General features: G+C 66.3%; 15 protein-coding genes. 11 read left to right on the top strand and 4 right to left on the bottom strand.

Annotation, left to right across the window (positions count from 1 at the left end):
* Window positions 1-3 precede the first annotated feature (3 nt).
* The 3 genes from catC to AC3WVS_RS06020 all read right to left on the bottom strand — a co-directional run bounded on the left by catC (window position 4) and on the right by AC3WVS_RS06020 (window position 2,504).
* A complete protein-coding gene (catC, locus tag AC3WVS_RS06030) occupies window positions 4-282 on the bottom strand; it encodes a muconolactone Delta-isomerase (protein WP_492317815.1) in 279 nt (92 codons plus the stop codon).
* A 45-nt stretch (window positions 283-327) separates the two neighbouring features.
* The gene (locus AC3WVS_RS06025; protein WP_492317814.1) at window positions 328-1,473 is read right to left on the bottom strand and encodes a muconate/chloromuconate family cycloisomerase; all 1,146 of its coding nucleotides are present in this window, start codon (window positions 1,471-1,473) and stop codon (window positions 328-330) included.
* A 113-nt stretch (window positions 1,474-1,586) separates the two neighbouring features.
* Window positions 1,587-2,504 carry a LysR family transcriptional regulator gene (locus tag AC3WVS_RS06020; protein ID WP_492317813.1) on the bottom strand — a complete coding sequence of 306 codons (918 nt, stop codon included), beginning with the start codon at window positions 2,502-2,504 and terminating at the stop codon, window positions 1,587-1,589.
* A gap of 146 nt (window positions 2,505-2,650) precedes the next feature.
* On the opposite strand from AC3WVS_RS06020, the gene catA reads away from it, so the two are divergent.
* The 6 genes from catA to AC3WVS_RS05990 all read left to right on the top strand — a co-directional run bounded on the left by catA (window position 2,651) and on the right by AC3WVS_RS05990 (window position 8,251).
* Window positions 2,651-3,574, top strand: a complete 924-nt coding sequence (catA, locus tag AC3WVS_RS06015) for a catechol 1,2-dioxygenase (RefSeq protein ID WP_492317812.1) — start codon at window positions 2,651-2,653, stop codon at window positions 3,572-3,574.
* 104 nt (window positions 3,575-3,678) lie between these two features.
* A complete protein-coding gene (gene benA / locus AC3WVS_RS06010; protein WP_492317811.1) occupies window positions 3,679-5,103 on the top strand; it encodes a benzoate 1,2-dioxygenase large subunit in 1,425 nt (474 codons plus the stop codon).
* On the top strand, window positions 5,100-5,615 hold the full coding sequence (benB, locus tag AC3WVS_RS06005) for a benzoate 1,2-dioxygenase small subunit (RefSeq protein WP_492317810.1): 516 nt from the start codon (window positions 5,100-5,102) through the stop codon (window positions 5,613-5,615). Before benA ends, benB begins: the two co-directional genes overlap by 4 nt.
* 21 nt (window positions 5,616-5,636) lie before the next feature.
* On the top strand, window positions 5,637-6,656 hold the full coding sequence (benC, locus tag AC3WVS_RS06000; RefSeq protein WP_492317809.1) for a benzoate 1,2-dioxygenase electron transfer component BenC: 1,020 nt from the start codon (window positions 5,637-5,639) through the stop codon (window positions 6,654-6,656).
* A gap of 17 nt (window positions 6,657-6,673) precedes the next feature.
* A complete protein-coding gene (locus AC3WVS_RS05995) occupies window positions 6,674-7,459 on the top strand; it encodes a 1,6-dihydroxycyclohexa-2,4-diene-1-carboxylate dehydrogenase (RefSeq protein ID WP_492317808.1) in 786 nt (261 codons plus the stop codon).
* 96 nt (window positions 7,460-7,555) lie between these two features.
* Window positions 7,556-8,251 carry an alpha/beta hydrolase gene (locus AC3WVS_RS05990; protein WP_492317807.1) on the top strand — a complete coding sequence of 232 codons (696 nt, stop codon included), beginning with the start codon at window positions 7,556-7,558 and terminating at the stop codon, window positions 8,249-8,251.
* A gap of 87 nt (window positions 8,252-8,338) precedes the next feature.
* Here the strand turns inward: AC3WVS_RS05990 and AC3WVS_RS05985 are convergent, their stop codons facing one another.
* Window positions 8,339-9,730 (bottom strand): aminotransferase-like domain-containing protein, encoded by a 1,392-nt coding sequence (locus AC3WVS_RS05985; protein ID WP_492317942.1) that lies wholly within the window; start codon window positions 9,728-9,730, stop codon window positions 8,339-8,341.
* A gap of 415 nt (window positions 9,731-10,145) precedes the next feature.
* On the opposite strand from AC3WVS_RS05985, the gene AC3WVS_RS05980 reads away from it, so the two are divergent.
* The 5 genes from AC3WVS_RS05980 to AC3WVS_RS05960 are packed head-to-tail and all read left to right on the top strand — an operon-like array spanning window position 10,146 to window position 14,304.
* A complete protein-coding gene (locus AC3WVS_RS05980; RefSeq protein WP_456806965.1) occupies window positions 10,146-10,628 on the top strand; it encodes an MSMEG_0572/Sll0783 family nitrogen starvation response protein in 483 nt (160 codons plus the stop codon).
* Window positions 10,629-10,648: 20 nt separating this feature from the next.
* Complete coding sequence (locus AC3WVS_RS05975) at window positions 10,649-11,665, top strand: Nit6803 family nitrilase (protein ID WP_492317806.1); 1,017 nt, start codon at window positions 10,649-10,651, stop codon at window positions 11,663-11,665.
* On the top strand, window positions 11,658-12,761 hold the full coding sequence (locus AC3WVS_RS05970; protein ID WP_492317805.1) for an MSMEG_0568 family radical SAM protein: 1,104 nt from the start codon (window positions 11,658-11,660) through the stop codon (window positions 12,759-12,761). The genes AC3WVS_RS05975 and AC3WVS_RS05970 overlap by 8 nt, the downstream gene beginning before the upstream one ends.
* The gene (locus tag AC3WVS_RS05965) at window positions 12,758-13,312 is read left to right on the top strand and encodes an MSMEG_0567/Sll0786 family nitrogen starvation N-acetyltransferase (RefSeq protein WP_492317804.1); all 555 of its coding nucleotides are present in this window, start codon (window positions 12,758-12,760) and stop codon (window positions 13,310-13,312) included. The genes AC3WVS_RS05970 and AC3WVS_RS05965 overlap by 4 nt, the downstream gene beginning before the upstream one ends.
* On the top strand, window positions 13,309-14,304 hold the full coding sequence (locus AC3WVS_RS05960; RefSeq protein WP_492317803.1) for a sll0787 family AIR synthase-like protein: 996 nt from the start codon (window positions 13,309-13,311) through the stop codon (window positions 14,302-14,304). The genes AC3WVS_RS05965 and AC3WVS_RS05960 overlap by 4 nt, the downstream gene beginning before the upstream one ends.
* The last annotated feature ends 5 nt before the right edge of the window (window positions 14,305-14,309 follow it).

The following is a 14,309-nucleotide window of genomic DNA, read 5'->3' as shown; positions in this document are numbered from 1 at the left end:
CCCTCAGCGGATCGATGAAGGATGCGGCGCCAGCGGCGTGACGGCGATCTTCATGTACGGGAACAGCGGCAGCCCCGACAGCAGCGTGTGCAGTGCCTCGTTGGACTCGACGTCGAACACGCTGTAGTTGGCATACTCGCCGACCACGCGATAGAGCTGCTGCCATTTGCCCTGGCGCTGCAGGTCCTGCGCATAGGTTTTCTCGCGCGCCTTGATGTCCTCCGCCTGCGCGGTGGGCATGTCGTGCGGCAGATTTACGTCCATTCGTACCAGATACAGCATTGGTGTCTCCTCGCCTCGATTCTGATGGGGTCTGATTGCAGGGATTCAGGCGCGGTCGCGCCGGTAGTGGGCGAGCTTGTCCTCGTCCAGGGCCATGCCCAGGCCAGGGCCCTGCGGCAGGTGCAACGCGAAGTCGCGGTAGACGGGGCGCTCGGCCACGATGTCGTCCTTCAGCAGCAGCGGGCCGAACAGTTCGGTGCCCCACGCCAGTTGCGGCAGGGTCGCAAAGCCGTGGGCGGCGGCTATGGTGCCGATGCTACCTTCGAGCATGGTGCCGCCATACAGCGCGATGCCGGCCGCATCGCCCACCGCGGCCGTGCGCAGCATGCCGAAGATGCCGCCCGACTTGGCGATCTTCAGTGCGAACACGTCGGCGCCGCCGATGCGGGCCAGTTCCATCGCATCCTCGGGCCCGCACACGGCTTCGTCGGCCATGATGGGCACGACGAAGCGCGCCGCCAGACGCGCCAGCGCGGCGCGTTGTTCGCGAGGCGTGGGCTGCTCGATCAGATCGATGCCGGCGGACTCCAGCATGGCAATGCCGGTGGCGGCATCCGCTTCGTTCCAGGCCTGGTTGACGTCCACCGTGACGCGCGCCCGCTCGCCCAGCGCGCGCTTGATCGCGGATACGTGCGCCACGTCCTCGCGCACGCTGCGCCGGCCGATCTTGAGCTTGAAGGTGTCGTGGCGGCGCTCGGCAAGCAGGCGCTCCGCCTCGTCGATGTCCCGCGCGGTGTCGCCGCTGGCCAGCGTCCACAGCACCGGCAGGGTGTCGCGTACGGCGCCGCCCAGCAGTGTCGCCAGCGGCACGCCGAGACGCTTGCCCTGCGCGTCCAGCAGCGCGGTCTCGAGCGCCGACTTGGCGAAGCGGTTACCGCGTGCGACCTTGCCGAGGCGCGCCATGGCGCCATGCACGTTGGCCGCATCCTGGCCCAGCAGCGCTGGTGCAAGGTAGCTGTCGATGGTCAGCTTGATGCCTTCGGGGCTCTCGTCGCCGTAGGAAAGACCACCGATGGTGGTCGCCTCGCCGAGGCCTTCGACGCCGTCGGCACAGCGCAGCCGGACGATCACCAGCGTCTGCCGCTGCATGGTCGCCATGGCGAGCTGGTGCGGCCGGATGGTCGGAAGATCGACCAGGATGGCCTCGATGGACTCGATGGCCGTGGTGCTTTGCTGCGTCGCCACTTTCATACCTTCCTGATGCAGTTGAACGTTGCACCGGAGTATGGAGGGCTATTTTTTGGGTGTCCAACACCGTTGGCGTCTGATTCCATACCTTCAGAGTATGGACCGCCCGTTGATCCCTAATCCTTCGGCGGCGGCAGGTAGGCCATGCCCTCATCCTCGTAGAGCTGGTAGATCATGTCCCGCAGCGAGCGCAGGTCGGCCGACTCGTCCAGCATGCGCGTGCTCATGATAATGGGCGACACCAGCTTGGGATCGTCCAGTTCCTTGTAGGTCACGTCGCCCCGCTTGAGCCCGTAGACGCTGCTCGGGACCACCGAGATGCCTTCGCCCATCGCCACCAGCCCGAGTGCGATCTGCAGCTCGCGCACCTCGTGCAGGCGGCGCGGCTTCAGGGCGCGGTCGTGGAAGGCGGCCAGCACCTGGTCGGCAAAGCTCGGGCGCGGCGCCTTGGGGAAGATGATGAGCGGCTCGCCGACCAGGTCGTGCAGCGCGAGCTCGGGCTTGGCGTCAGCCAGCGGATGGCCGACCGGAAGCGCCACGATCATGCGCTCCTCGCGCAGCACCACGCGCCGCACCGACGGGTCTTCGTGGCGAATGCGCCCGAAGCCCACGTCGATGCGCCCCTCCTTGAGCGCCTTGATCTGGTCCATGGTCGACATCTCGTGCAGGCTCAGTTCGAGATCGGCGTGCATCTGCCGGAAGCGCCGGATGATCCGCGGCAGCATCCCGTACAGCGTGGAGCCGACAAAGCCGACCGACATCTTGTGCTCGATCTTGCCGACCCGCTTGGTCATCGCCTGCAGTTCCGCGGTCTGGGCCAGCAGTTGCAGCGCGTGGGTATAGAAGAAGCGCCCGGTGTCGGTCAGTTTCAGCGGGCGCGAGTGGCGCTCGAAGAGTTGCACACCCAGGTCGTCCTCCAGTTGCTGGATCTGGCGCGACAGCGGCGGCTGTGCGATATGCAGCCGCTCGGCCGCCCGGGTGAAGTTGCGTTCCTCTGCCACGGCCACGAAGTAACGCAGGTGCCGCAATTCCACGACTATACCTCCTGAGTATCAAGCGGATACTAAATCAGTGTTGGACTGCCAAAACTGGCGTTGACTATGCTCCATCCATACCCGGAAGACAAGCTCAATACCTGCAAAGCATGGTCCGGGACCCAACCACAACTATGGAGACCCCCATGACTCACTCGGAAATCGACGCCCTGGTCCACAGCTTTATCGTCGCCACCGGCACGCAAGGCACCCCCGACCCGCGCGTGCAGCAGGTGGTAGTCCGCCTGACCGCGGACCTGTTCAAGGCAATCGAGGACCTCGACCTGAGCGCCAGCGAAGTCTGGAAGGGCATCGAGTACTTCGCCGAGGCGGGCGCCACCCAGGAGTTGGGCCTGCTCGCCGCCGGCCTGGGGCTGGAACGCTTCCTCGACGTCCGCGCCGACGAGGCCGAAGCCCGCGCCGGCCTGACCGGCGGCACGCCGCGCACCATCGAAGGCCCGCTCTACGTGGCCGGCGCCCCGGAAAGCACCGGCTTCGCCCGGCTCGACGACGGTAGCGACGACGGCAAGGGCGAGGTCCTGTTCATGCAAGGCACGGTGTTCGGCGCCGACGGCAAGCCGCTGCCCGGCGCCAGGGTCGAGGTGTGGCACGCCAACCTGATGGGCAACTATTCGTTCTTCGACAAGACCCAGTCGCACTTCAACCTGCGCCGCACCATCGTCACCGACGCCAATGGCCGCTACCAGTTCCGCAGCAACGTGCCCAACGGCTACGGCTGCCCGCCGCAAGGCACCACCCAGGGCCTGCTGGACCAGCTCGCGCGCCACGGACGGCGCCCGGCCCACATCCACTTCTTCGTGTCGGCGGACGGCCACCGCAAGCTGACCACGCAGATCAACATCGACGGCGACGAATACCTGTGGGATGACTTCGCCTTCGCCAGCCGCGAGGGGCTGGTGCCGGCGGTGACCCGCGTCACCGAAGCCGCAGCGCTCGACAAACACGGCGTGGACAAGCCGTTTGCCTCGATCGACTTCGATTTCCGGCTGCTGCCGGAGCAGGCCGGCGCCCCCGCCGCCGAGGTGGAGCGCCAGCGCGCCGCCGCCTGATTTTCCGTAGTGCCGCCCGCCGCGCGGGCCGGCAGATCCAGTCCGGGCGGCAGCGCCATGCGCAGGGCCGTCCAGCAGACAAGACATCGGCAGGAGACAACTCCATGATCCCCATCTATCCGGAGGGCAAGGCCCCCGTTCGCCCCAGCGCCGGGCGCCTCGACCTCGACGCCTTCCTGGTGGAAGACAAGGCAAGCGGCGACCACCGGCTGCACCGCGCGGCCTTCACCGACGAAGACCTGTTCGAACTCGAGATGAAGCACATCTTCGAGGGCAACTGGATCTACCTGGCGCACGAAAGCCAGATCCCGAACAACAACGATTACTACACCACCCATATTGGCCGCCAGCCGGTGGTGATCGCGCGCAACCGCCAGGGCGAAGTGAACGCTTTCATCAATGCCTGCAGCCACCGCGGCGCCATGCTGTGCCGCCACAAGCGCGGCAACAAGGCCACTTATACCTGCCCGTTCCACGGCTGGACCTTCAACAACAGCGGCAAGCTGCTGAAGGTGAAGGATCCCGAGAACGCCGGCTATCCCGACTGCTTCAACAAGGAAGGCTCGCACGACCTGAAGAAGGTGGCGCGCTTCGAGAACTACCGCGGCTTCCTGTTCGGCAGCCTGAACGCGGACGTGCCGCCGCTGCAGGACTTCCTCGGCGAAGCGGCGCGCGTCATCGACATGATCGTCGACCAGTCGGCCGACGGGCTTGAGGTGCTGCGCGGCTCGTCCACCTACACGTTCGAGGGCAACTGGAAGCTGCAGGCCGAGAACGGCGCCGATGGCTACCATGTGTCGGCGGTGCACTGGAACTACGCCGCGACCACTAGCCAGCGCAAGCAGAAGAATGCGCAGGAAGACAAGATCCGCGCCATGGACGCCGGCAAGTGGGGGCAGCAGGGCGGCGGCTTCTACGCCTTCGAGCATGGCCACATGCTGCTGTGGACGCGCTGGGCCAATCCGGAGGACCGCCCCAACTTCAGCCGCCGCGAGGAATTCGCCGAGCGCTGCGGCGCGGAGACCGCGGACTGGATGATCCAGAACTCGCGCAACCTGTGCCTCTATCCCAACGTCTACCTGATGGACCAGTTCGGCTCGCAGATCCGCCTGCTGCGTCCGCTGGCCGTCGACAAGACCGAGGTCACCATCTACTGCATCGCGCCGAAGGGCGAATCCGACGAGGCGCGCGCGCGCCGCATCCGCCAGTACGAGGACTTCTTCAACGTCAGCGGCATGGCCACCCCGGACGACCTCGAGGAATTCCGCGCCTGCCAGCAGGGCTACGCCGTGCAGGCGCTGGCCTGGAACGACATGTGCCGCGGCGCGAAACACTGGATCGACGGTGCCGACGAAGCCGCGCAGCGCATCGGACTCAAGCCCGTGATGAGCGGGGTGCGTACCGAGGACGAGGGCCTCTACACGGTGCAGCACCGCTACTGGCTGGACGTGATGAAGAAGGCCGTGGCAGAGCAATCCGCCGAAGCCGCGAATGAAGCCACCGACGCCGCCGCAGGGAGCGCAGCATGAGCGCCGCCGACACCACCCTCGACAAACCGGTCGACCTTGCCGCCATCCAGTCCTTCCTGTACCGCGAGGCACGGCTGCTGGATGACGAAGAGTGGGACGCATGGCTTGCGTGCTACCACGCCGACGCAAAGTTCTGGATGCCCTGCTGGGATGACGACGGCAAGCTGATCACCGACCCGCAGCGCGAGGTCTCGCTGATCTATTACCCGACCCGACAGGGCCTGGAGGATCGCGTGTTCCGCATCAAGACCGAGCGCTCCAGCGCCACCATTCCGGACACGCGCACCAGCCACAACCTGAGCAACGTCGAAGTGCTCGGGGTGGCGGGCGACACCTGCACCGTGCGTTTCAACTGGCACACGCTGAGCCATCGCTACCAGACCACTTACAGCTACTTCGGCATGTCGCGCTACACCCTCGACCTCTCCGGCGGGCAGCCGCGCATCCTGGACAAGTATGTCGTGCTCAAGAACGACTACATCAACCAGGTCATCGACATCTATCACATCTGATCCAGGCTGGAGGAACGCGCCATGGAACACACCATTGCCCTGCAATTCGAAGACGGCGTCACCAGGTTCATCACCTGCGGCGAGCACGAGACCTTGTCCGATGCCGCCTATCGCCAGCAGATCAATATCCCGCTGGACTGCCGCGACGGCGCCTGCGGCACCTGCCGCGGGCTGTGCGAGTCGGGCAGCTATGACCTGCCGGCGTCGAGCTATATCGAGGATGCACTGACCGCGGAGGAAGCTGCCGAGGGCTACGTGCTGGCCTGCCAGACCCGTCCGCGATCGGACTGCGTGATCCGCGTGCCCGCCTCGTCAGCCGCGTGCAAGACCGGCGTCACCACCTACCAGGGGACGCTGGCCGAGCTCGAACAGCTCTCCGATTCGACCATCGGCTTTTCCATCGACCTGGACGAGGCCGCTGGCCTGGACTTCCTGCCCGGCCAGTATGTCAATGTCGAGATCCCGGGCACCGGCCAGACGCGCTCCTATTCCTTCAGCTCCGCGCCCGGCAGCGCGCGCACCGGCTTCGTGGTGCGCAACGTGCCGGAAGGCCGGATGAGCACGTGGCTGACCAGCCGGGCCAGATCAGGCGAGCGCGTGGCGTTTTCGGGCCCCTACGGCAGCTTCTACCTGCGCGAGGTGGCGCGGCCGGTGCTGTTCCTGGCCGGCGGCACCGGCATCGCTCCCTTCCTGTCGATGCTCGATGTGCTGGCCGCCAGCGGCTGTGCGCAGCCGGTGCGCATGGTCTACGGGGTCACCAACGACATCGACCTGGTGGCGCTGTCGCGCATCAATGCGGCCCAGGGTGCCTTGCCCGGCTTCGAATACCGTACCTGCGTGGCTGACGCTGCCAGCAACCACGCCCGCAAGGGCTATGTCACAGCCCATGTGGAGCCGGAATGGCTCAACGGCGGTGATGTCGACATCTACCTGTGTGGCCCCGTGGCCATGGTGGAGGCCGTGCGCGGCTGGCTGCAGCAGAGCGGCATCACGCCCGCCGGCTTCTACTATGAGAAGTTCTCGGCCAGCAACGCGGCATGAGCGAGGAGCACGACAACATGAGAACTGCTACACGCTTTGCCGGCAAAGCCATGATCGTGACCGGGGCCGCACAAGGCATCGGCCGCGGCGTCGCACTGGCCGCCGCCGCCGAGGGCGCCTCGGTGGCGCTGGTCGACCGCTCGGCGCTGGTCGATGAAGTCGCGGCGCAGATCGTCGCCGCAGGCGGGCAGGCCATCGCAGTGCACGCCGACCTGGAGCGCTATGCCGGCGCCACGCAAATGGCGCAGGCGGCCGAAGCAGCCTTCGGCCGCATCGACATCCTCGTCAACAACGTGGGCGGCACAATCTGGGCCAAGCCCTTCCAGGCCTATGAGGAGGACCAGATCGAAGCCGAGATCCGGCGCTCGCTGTTCCCCACGCTGTGGTGCTGCCGGGCGGTGCTGCCCGGCATGGTCGCGCGCCGGCAGGGCGTCATCGTCAACGTGTCGTCGATTGCCACGCGCAGCATCCACCGTGTGCCCTACGCGGCGGCCAAGGGCGGCGTCAACGCACTGACGGCCAGCCTCGCCTTCGAGCATGCGCACGAAGGCGTGCGCGTCAACGCAGTGGCCACCGGCGGCACCGAGGCACCGCCGCGCAGGATCCCGCGCAACATGGCAGCGCAGAGCGAGCAGGAGGCCATCTGGTACCAGGCCATCGTCGACCAGACCAGGGCCTCGAGCCTGATGCACCGCTATGGCACGATCGACGAGCAGGTCCATGCCATCCTGTTTCTCGCATCGGACGAGGCTTCTTACATTACCGGCACGGTCTTGCCAGTTGGCGGCGGGGATCAGGGCTGACGGTGGCATCGATTGGAGCGCAGTCCAACCGCCGAGGGACTGCAGCGTGTTGCATTGTTCGGCTTACAGCTTACATTGGCAGATAGGAGTCAGATCATGAGCAAGCCCTCGATCATTCTGGTGCACGGCTTCTGGGGAGGTGCCGCGCATTGGGGAAAGGTCATCGTTGAACTGGCGCGAAAGGGGTATACGAACGTCCGCGCCGTTGAAATGCCGCTGACATCGCTTGCTGACGATGTCGAGCGTACCCGCAAGATGATTGCCCAGCAAAAAGGGCCAGTCCTTCTGGTGGGGCATTCGTACGGTGGTGCGGTGATTACCCAGGCGGGTGACCAGCCCAATGTGGTGGGGCTTGTGTATATCGCGGCGTTTGCGCCAGAAGCGGGGGAGAGTCCCGGTGGCATTACTCAGCAGCATCTTCCGGTTGCGGCTCCCAATCTCGAACCCGACAGCGACGGCTACTTGTGGCTCAAGTCCGATATGTTCCATGAGAGCTTCTGCCAGGATCTTTCGCCCGACGACGCGCTGGTGATGGCGGTGACGCAGAAGGCGCCGCTTGCAAGCACCTTCGGCGGCGTCATCACGGCGCCGGCCTGGAGAAAGAAGCCGTCCTGGTACCAGATTTCCAGCGAAGACAGAATGATCGCCCCCGAAAACCAGCTGAAGATGTCAGCCCGGCTCAATCCCCGGAAGGTCATGACTCTGGCGGCAAGCCATGCTTCGCTGGCTTCGAAGCCAGTCGAGGTTGCAGCGTTGATCGACGAAGCCGCGACCGACTCGGTCAAGGGATAACTCCCTGAACGCCGGCGCCCGCCGGGCCAGGCTGGGCAGTGCGCCGAACAGCGGAAAGCTGCGCGGGAATCAAGGGGAGCCCCCCGGCTACAGCATCGCTGAATGCAAATGATGCGGATTGTCGAGCGTCTCCGCGATGATCCGCAGCGACTCCTCGATCTCATCACGCTCGCCCGGGCCGCCCAGGCAGACGCGGATCGCATCGGGCGGGTTGCCGTCGGTCGAGAAAGCGGCGGCCGATACCGCGCCGATGCCGCGCGAGCGCAGGTGCAGCGCCAGTTCCGACGGGCTCCACGCTGAAGCTGCCGGGATCGGCAGCCACAGGTGAAAGCCTTCCGGGTCTGCGTCATAGGCCAGGCCCTCAAGCACATGGCGCGCAATCAACTGCCGCGCCGCGCTTTCGGCGCGGATGGCCTTGAGCATGTCGTCTACCGTTCCGTCCTTGATCCAGGATGTAGCGAGCAGTGTGTTGATGGGGCTCGCCATCACCGTCGTTGCCCGCAGGGTGCCAGCAAGGCGCTGCGCCTGCCGGGCGGTGGGGGCGTGCAGGAACGCTATGCGCAACCCGGCGCCCAGGCATTTGGACAGGCCGGTGACGTAATACGTGAGTTCCGGGGCGAGCGCGGCAAACGTCCGCGGTGCCCGCAGCGGCAGCATGCCGTAGGCATCGTCCTCGATGATCGGCACGCTGTAGCGCAGCGCGACTTCGGCGAGCTGCTCGCGGCGTGCCTGCGGCATGGTGCGCGTGCTCGGGTTCTGGATGGTCGGGTTGCAATAGAGCGCCGCCGGCTTCTGTGTCTTGCACATGGCTTCGAAGGCGTGGGCGAACGGGCCATCCTCGTCGCCGGGCAGCGCCTGTAGCTGGATATTGAGCTGCGCGGCGATGGCCTTGATGCCGGGGTAGGCCAGCGCGTCGGCACAGATGGTCTGCGCCGGGCGCGCGAGCTGCGACAGCAGTGCGACCAGCGCGCTGTGGATGCCGGGCGTGACCAGCACGGTGTCCGCGCTGCATGCCGGCACCCAGCTGCGCAGCCATTTCGCGGCGACGGAGCGATCGGCCGGGGATCCGCCAAAGTCCTGGTAGCGCAGCAGCGAGTAGGGGTCGGCGGCCTCCAGCAGTTGCGCCATGGCGTCACGAAGCCGCCCCGTCATCGCGGGCGGCTCCGGCGGCATGTTCATGGTCATCTCCGCACCCGTGCCGCCGCGCAGCGGCATCGCGGGCGCACGTCCGCGCACGTAAGTGCCACTTCCTGTCTTGGTGTCGATCAATCCCCGCTTCCTCGCTTCGCTGTAGGCGCGCGCCACGGTGGTGTAGTTCAGTTGCAGCGCTTCGGCCAGGTCGCGCAGCGCCGGCAACCGGTCGCGTGCGCGCAGCTGGCCATCGGCCAGCGCCTCCTCGATCAGGTCCGGAATCAGCAGATAGGCAGGCTTGGCACTACCGGCGATACGTTTTAACCAATGGCTGGTCAGGTTGGACACCATGGTCTCCCGCTGCGCGATGCGATGGAATTCAGTGCCCTGAGGGTAGCACTCGAATGATCGCTTACCAAGCCACGCAGGCGATCGCATCTGAAGTTCTCAATGATGGTGCGATATCAACGCTCATGCACCACGTGTGCGCACCCGGGCGGCTTGCTCCCGTTCAAAAACGTGCATTGTGGCAAAGCCGTCATGGCGTGCGCTGTGCGCCTTTGGTGGCATCCATGGCCAAAGCCGTTGCGATCATTGGGCCGATCATTTGGTCGCCATCGCTTTGATTGGAGATTGATCGCATGACTGCGGACATTGCGTGGCACATCGGTTGCGGATGTTGGCGTGTTCGGCCTGGCGCCGAACGGTCGATCGGCATGGGATCGATCGACCGCACTGCCTCATCAACGCAACGGAGAGAAGCATGCCTGCTGTCAGCAAACCGGCCCACAAGAAGGGCGATTTCCTGGTCGACTATGAAGAGAAGGTATTCGAGGACGTAAAGGCAGAAGCCGGCGAGAAGGCGCTGGTGACATTCCACACCGTCGCCTTCGAAGGCTCGATCGGCTTCGTCAACATGCTGCAAGCCACGCGGCTGCTGCGCAAGGGCTTCGAGACCTCGATTCTGCTGTATGGCCCCGGCGTCAACCTCGGCGTTCAGCGCGGCTTCCCGACGCTCGGCGATGAGGCGTTTCCGGGCCACATGAACTTCAACAAGCAGCTCACCAAGTTCATGGAAGAGGGCGGCAAGGTCTACGCCTGCCGCTTCGCCCTGCAGGCCCTGTACGGCCACGGCGAAGCCTCGCTGATCGAGGGCATTCGCCCGATCAGTCCGCTCGATGTGCTCGACCTCAAGCTGCTGCATCGCAAGGAGAACGCGCTGATCATCGACACCTGGACGGTCTGAGCAAAAGGGCAGGTGCCACCATGTCACAGAAACCCATTGTGCGCGCGGCCGCGGTTCAGATCGCGCCCGACCTCGAGAGCGGCGAAGGCACGCTGGCCAAGGTCTGCGAGGCGATCGACGAGGCCGCCGGGAAAGGCGTGCAGCTGATCGTCTTCCCGGAGACCTTCGTGCCGTACTACCCGTACTTCTCCTTCGTACGGCCGCCGGTGCACTCCGGCAGCGACCACATGCGGCTGTACGAGCAGGCCGTGGTGGTGCCCGGCCCGGTTACCGATGCCGTCGCCGGGCGCGCACGCCGGCACGGCATGGTCGTGGTGCTCGGCGTGAACGAGCGCGACCACGGCAGCCTGTACAACACGCAGCTTATCTTCGACACCGAGGGCAATCTCGCGGTCAAGCGCCGCAAGATCACGCCCACCTTCCACGAACGGATGATCTGGGGGCAGGGCGATGCGGCCGGCCTGAAGGTCGCGGACACGGCAATCGGCCGCGTCGGCGCGCTGGCGTGCTGGGAGCACTACAACCCGCTGGCCCGCTATGCGCTGATGACCCAGCACGAGGAAATCCACTGCAGCCAGTTCCCAGGCTCGCTGGTCGGGCCGATCTTTGCCGAGCAGATCGAAGTCACGATCCGGCACCACGCGCTGGAATCCGGCTGCTTCGTCGTCAACGCCACCGGCTGGCTGACCGAAGCGCAGATCGCCTCTGTGACCACCGATCCGGCGCTGCAGAAGGCGCTGCGCGGCGGCTGCAACACCGCAATCATCTCGCCGGAGGGGCAGCACCTGGCGCCGCCGTTGCGCGAGGGTGAGGGCATGGTCATTGCCGACCTTGACATGTCGCTCATCACCAAGCGCAAGCGAATGATGGATTCGGTGGGCCACTACGCGCGCCCGGAACTGCTAAGCCTGGCCATCAATGAGCGGCCGGCGGTGACGGCAGTGCCGATGGCAGGCGCCTTCTCCAACTTCCATGGGAGCATCCGCGATGACATCCAGCGCGACCGTGCCGGCTTCGAGCCGGCAATTGATGACTGAGCTGCAGTCCGTCGGGCTGCGCCTGGAAGACCCGAATGCCGGCGCGGCCAGCCGCCGCGGCGGGGCGGGTCCGTCCGACCACAAGGCGGTCACCATCGACGGCGTGACCATCATGGTGCCGGTGCATACCAGCACGGCGTGGCACTCGCCGTTCGTGGCGCAGGCGCCCGACGGAACGGGGCGCAGCGCGCTGATGCGCGGAACCATCCCGATTGCCAGCATCAGCTTTCCGAAGGCGCCGCGTTTCCATGCGCTGCAGACCCTGGAGGGCATTCCGTACTCGCATATCGCCACGCTGCATGGCGCCGACGTGCTGGCCACGACCGTCCTGCAGACCTGCATCCGGTACGAGAGCCGCAAGAAGACCTGCAAGTTCTGCTCGATCGGCCAGTCGCTGGCGGCAGGCCGTACGGTGGCGCGCAAGACGCCCGAGCAACTGGCCGAAGTGGCACGCGCCGCGGTGCTGCTCGATGGCGTCAGGCATATGGTGCTGACCACCGGCACGCCGCCGACGCCGGACCGGGGTGCGGCTATTCTTTGCGAGAGCGCCTTCGCCATCAAGGCGGCGGTCGACCTGCCGATCCAGGCGCAGTGCGAGCCGCCCGACGACGACCGCTGGTTCGAGCGCATGAAGGCCGCCGGCATCGACACGCTCGGCATGCACCTCGAGGTCGTCACGCCGGCGCTGCGCGAACGCATCATGCCGGGCAAGGCGTCGGTGCCGCTGAGCCGCTACATGGAAGCCTTCAAGGCTGCCGTTGCCGTGTTCGGCAGGGGGCAGGTCAGCACCTACATCCTCGCGGGACTCGGCGACACCGCGGAAGCCATCCTGGCGATCTCGCGCGAGCTGATCGAACTCGGGGTGTATCCGTTCGTGGTGCCTTTCGTGCCGATCTCCGGCACGCCGCTGGAGGACCACCCGGCTCCCTCGCCGGCCTTCATGCAGTCGATCCTGCAGCCGCTCGGCGCCATGTTGGGCGCCGCCGGCATGCGCTCGTCCGATATCAAGGCGGGTTGCGGCAAGTGCGGCGCGTGCTCGTCGCTGGCCACCTACGAGCGCGAGGCGGCACTGGCGAGCGACGGAGCAACATTATGAAAGGCAATCTCTGCGTCGAGGTGCCGGGCATCCCGATGTTCCGCATCCGCTGGGCGGAGCACGTCTGGGAGGCGGAGCAGGCCTATCGCTTGCGCCAGGCCGTGTTCTGCGAGGAGCAGGGCATCTTCGCCGGCGACGACCGGGACGCGGTGGACGACGTGGCGCAACTGCTGGTGGCGGTGCGCTTCGAGCCGGAGTTGCCGGGCCATCCCGGCACCGTGGTCGGCACCGTGCGCATCCATGAAAGCGAGCCGGGCGAGTGGTTCGGCTCGCGCCTGGCGGTGGATGCGGCATACCGCAGCCAGGGCAAGATCGGCGCGACGCTGATCCGCCTGGCGGTGAGCAGCGCCCACGCGATCGGATGCCGGCGCTTCCTTGCGCACGTGCAGAGTCAGAACGTGCCCTTGTTCAGGCGCTTGCATTGGCACGTCCTGGCAGAGGAGACGCTGCTCGGGCGGCCGCACCACCTGATGCAGGCAGATCTGAACCATTACCCGCCTTGCCATACCCCGCACGCGGGCCTGATTACCGAAGGCAGGGCCATGCGATGAACCTCGATGATCTCGTACACACGCTGCGCAGCAGCCGCGGCTTTGCGCATAAGACCGATATCCCGGCCATGTTGTCGCCGCTTGGCGCCGCGGCCGCCGGACGCAATGCAGCCATGGCTGTCGATGTCGGCGACGACTGCGCGGCATGGCGGGATGGCGACGGCTACCTGCTGTTCGCCATCGAAGGACTGGTCAGCGATTTCATCCGCACGATGCCGTGGTTCGCCGGCTACAGCGCGGTCATGGTGAACGTCAGCGATATCTATGCGATGGGCGGCAGGCCGACGGCCGTGGTCGATGCGCTATGGAGCCATGGCGCCGCCGACGCCGCCGAAGTGCTCAAGGGCATGGCCGCGGCGTCCGTCGCCTATGGCGTGCCGATCGTCGGCGGTCACAGCAACGCGCGCAGCGAGCAAAGCCAGCTTGCGGTGGCCATCCTCGGCCGTGCGCGCAAGCTGCTGTCGAGCTTCGCCGCGCGTCCCGGCCAGCGCCTGTTGATGGCGGTGGACCTGCGCGGCGCATTCGCGGAGCCGTATCCGTTCTGGAACGCGTCGACGGGCGCACCGGGCGAACGACTGCGCGCGGATCTCGAACTCTTGCCGGTGCTGGCCGAAGACGGCCTTTGCGCGGCGGCCAAGGACATCAGCATGGCGGGTGCGCTCGGCACCACGCTGATGCTGCTCGAATGCTCCGGGGTGGGCGCCAGCATCGCGCTGAAGCGCATTCCCAGGCCCGCTGGCGTGCCGCTGGAGCGGTGGCTGACGGCATTCCCCAGCTATGGCTTCCTGCTGGCCGTCGATGACGACGAGGCGCAGGCGGTCGAACGCCGCTTCCTCGATCGCGGCATTGCCTGCGCCCAGATCGGCGCCATCGACGATTCCCGTGTCGCCACGCTCACGCACGCAGGCGAACGGGCCACGTTGTGGGACTTCCGCGAGGCGGGGTTCATCCTGCCGACGCGCCTGGCCACGCCGATCGATTCCCCAACCTGAGACCT

Source organism: Cupriavidus sp. CPT47-8839-RL05A (assembly GCF_058792255.1).
This window is presented reverse-complemented; position numbering and strand designations above follow the sequence as displayed.

What these genes read in the sequence shown, in the direction of transcription:
- catA (WP_492317812.1), top strand. Translation starts at nt 2,651, where the DNA reads ATGACTCACTCGGAAATCGACGCCCTGGTCCACAGCTTTATCGTCGCC.
- AC3WVS_RS05990 (WP_492317807.1), top strand. Translation starts at nt 7,556, where the DNA reads ATGAGCAAGCCCTCGATCATTCTGGTGCACGGCTTCTGGGGAGGTGCC.
- benB (WP_492317810.1), top strand. Translation starts at nt 5,100, where the DNA reads ATGAGCGCCGCCGACACCACCCTCGACAAACCGGTCGACCTTGCCGCC.
- AC3WVS_RS05965 (WP_492317804.1), top strand. Translation starts at nt 12,758, where the DNA reads ATGAAAGGCAATCTCTGCGTCGAGGTGCCGGGCATCCCGATGTTCCGC.
- AC3WVS_RS05960 (WP_492317803.1), top strand. Translation starts at nt 13,309, where the DNA reads ATGAACCTCGATGATCTCGTACACACGCTGCGCAGCAGCCGCGGCTTT.
- benA (WP_492317811.1), top strand. Translation starts at nt 3,679, where the DNA reads ATGATCCCCATCTATCCGGAGGGCAAGGCCCCCGTTCGCCCCAGCGCC.
- AC3WVS_RS05975 (WP_492317806.1), top strand. Translation starts at nt 10,649, where the DNA reads ATGTCACAGAAACCCATTGTGCGCGCGGCCGCGGTTCAGATCGCGCCC.
- AC3WVS_RS05970 (WP_492317805.1), top strand. Translation starts at nt 11,658, where the DNA reads ATGACTGAGCTGCAGTCCGTCGGGCTGCGCCTGGAAGACCCGAATGCC.
- catC (WP_492317815.1), bottom strand. Translation starts at nt 282, where the DNA reads ATGCTGTATCTGGTACGAATGGACGTAAATCTGCCGCACGACATGCCC.
- AC3WVS_RS05995 (WP_492317808.1), top strand. Translation starts at nt 6,674, where the DNA reads ATGAGAACTGCTACACGCTTTGCCGGCAAAGCCATGATCGTGACCGGG.
- benC (WP_492317809.1), top strand. Translation starts at nt 5,637, where the DNA reads ATGGAACACACCATTGCCCTGCAATTCGAAGACGGCGTCACCAGGTTC.
- AC3WVS_RS05980 (WP_456806965.1), top strand. Translation starts at nt 10,146, where the DNA reads ATGCCTGCTGTCAGCAAACCGGCCCACAAGAAGGGCGATTTCCTGGTC.
- AC3WVS_RS06025 (WP_492317814.1), bottom strand. Translation starts at nt 1,473, where the DNA reads ATGAAAGTGGCGACGCAGCAAAGCACCACGGCCATCGAGTCCATCGAG.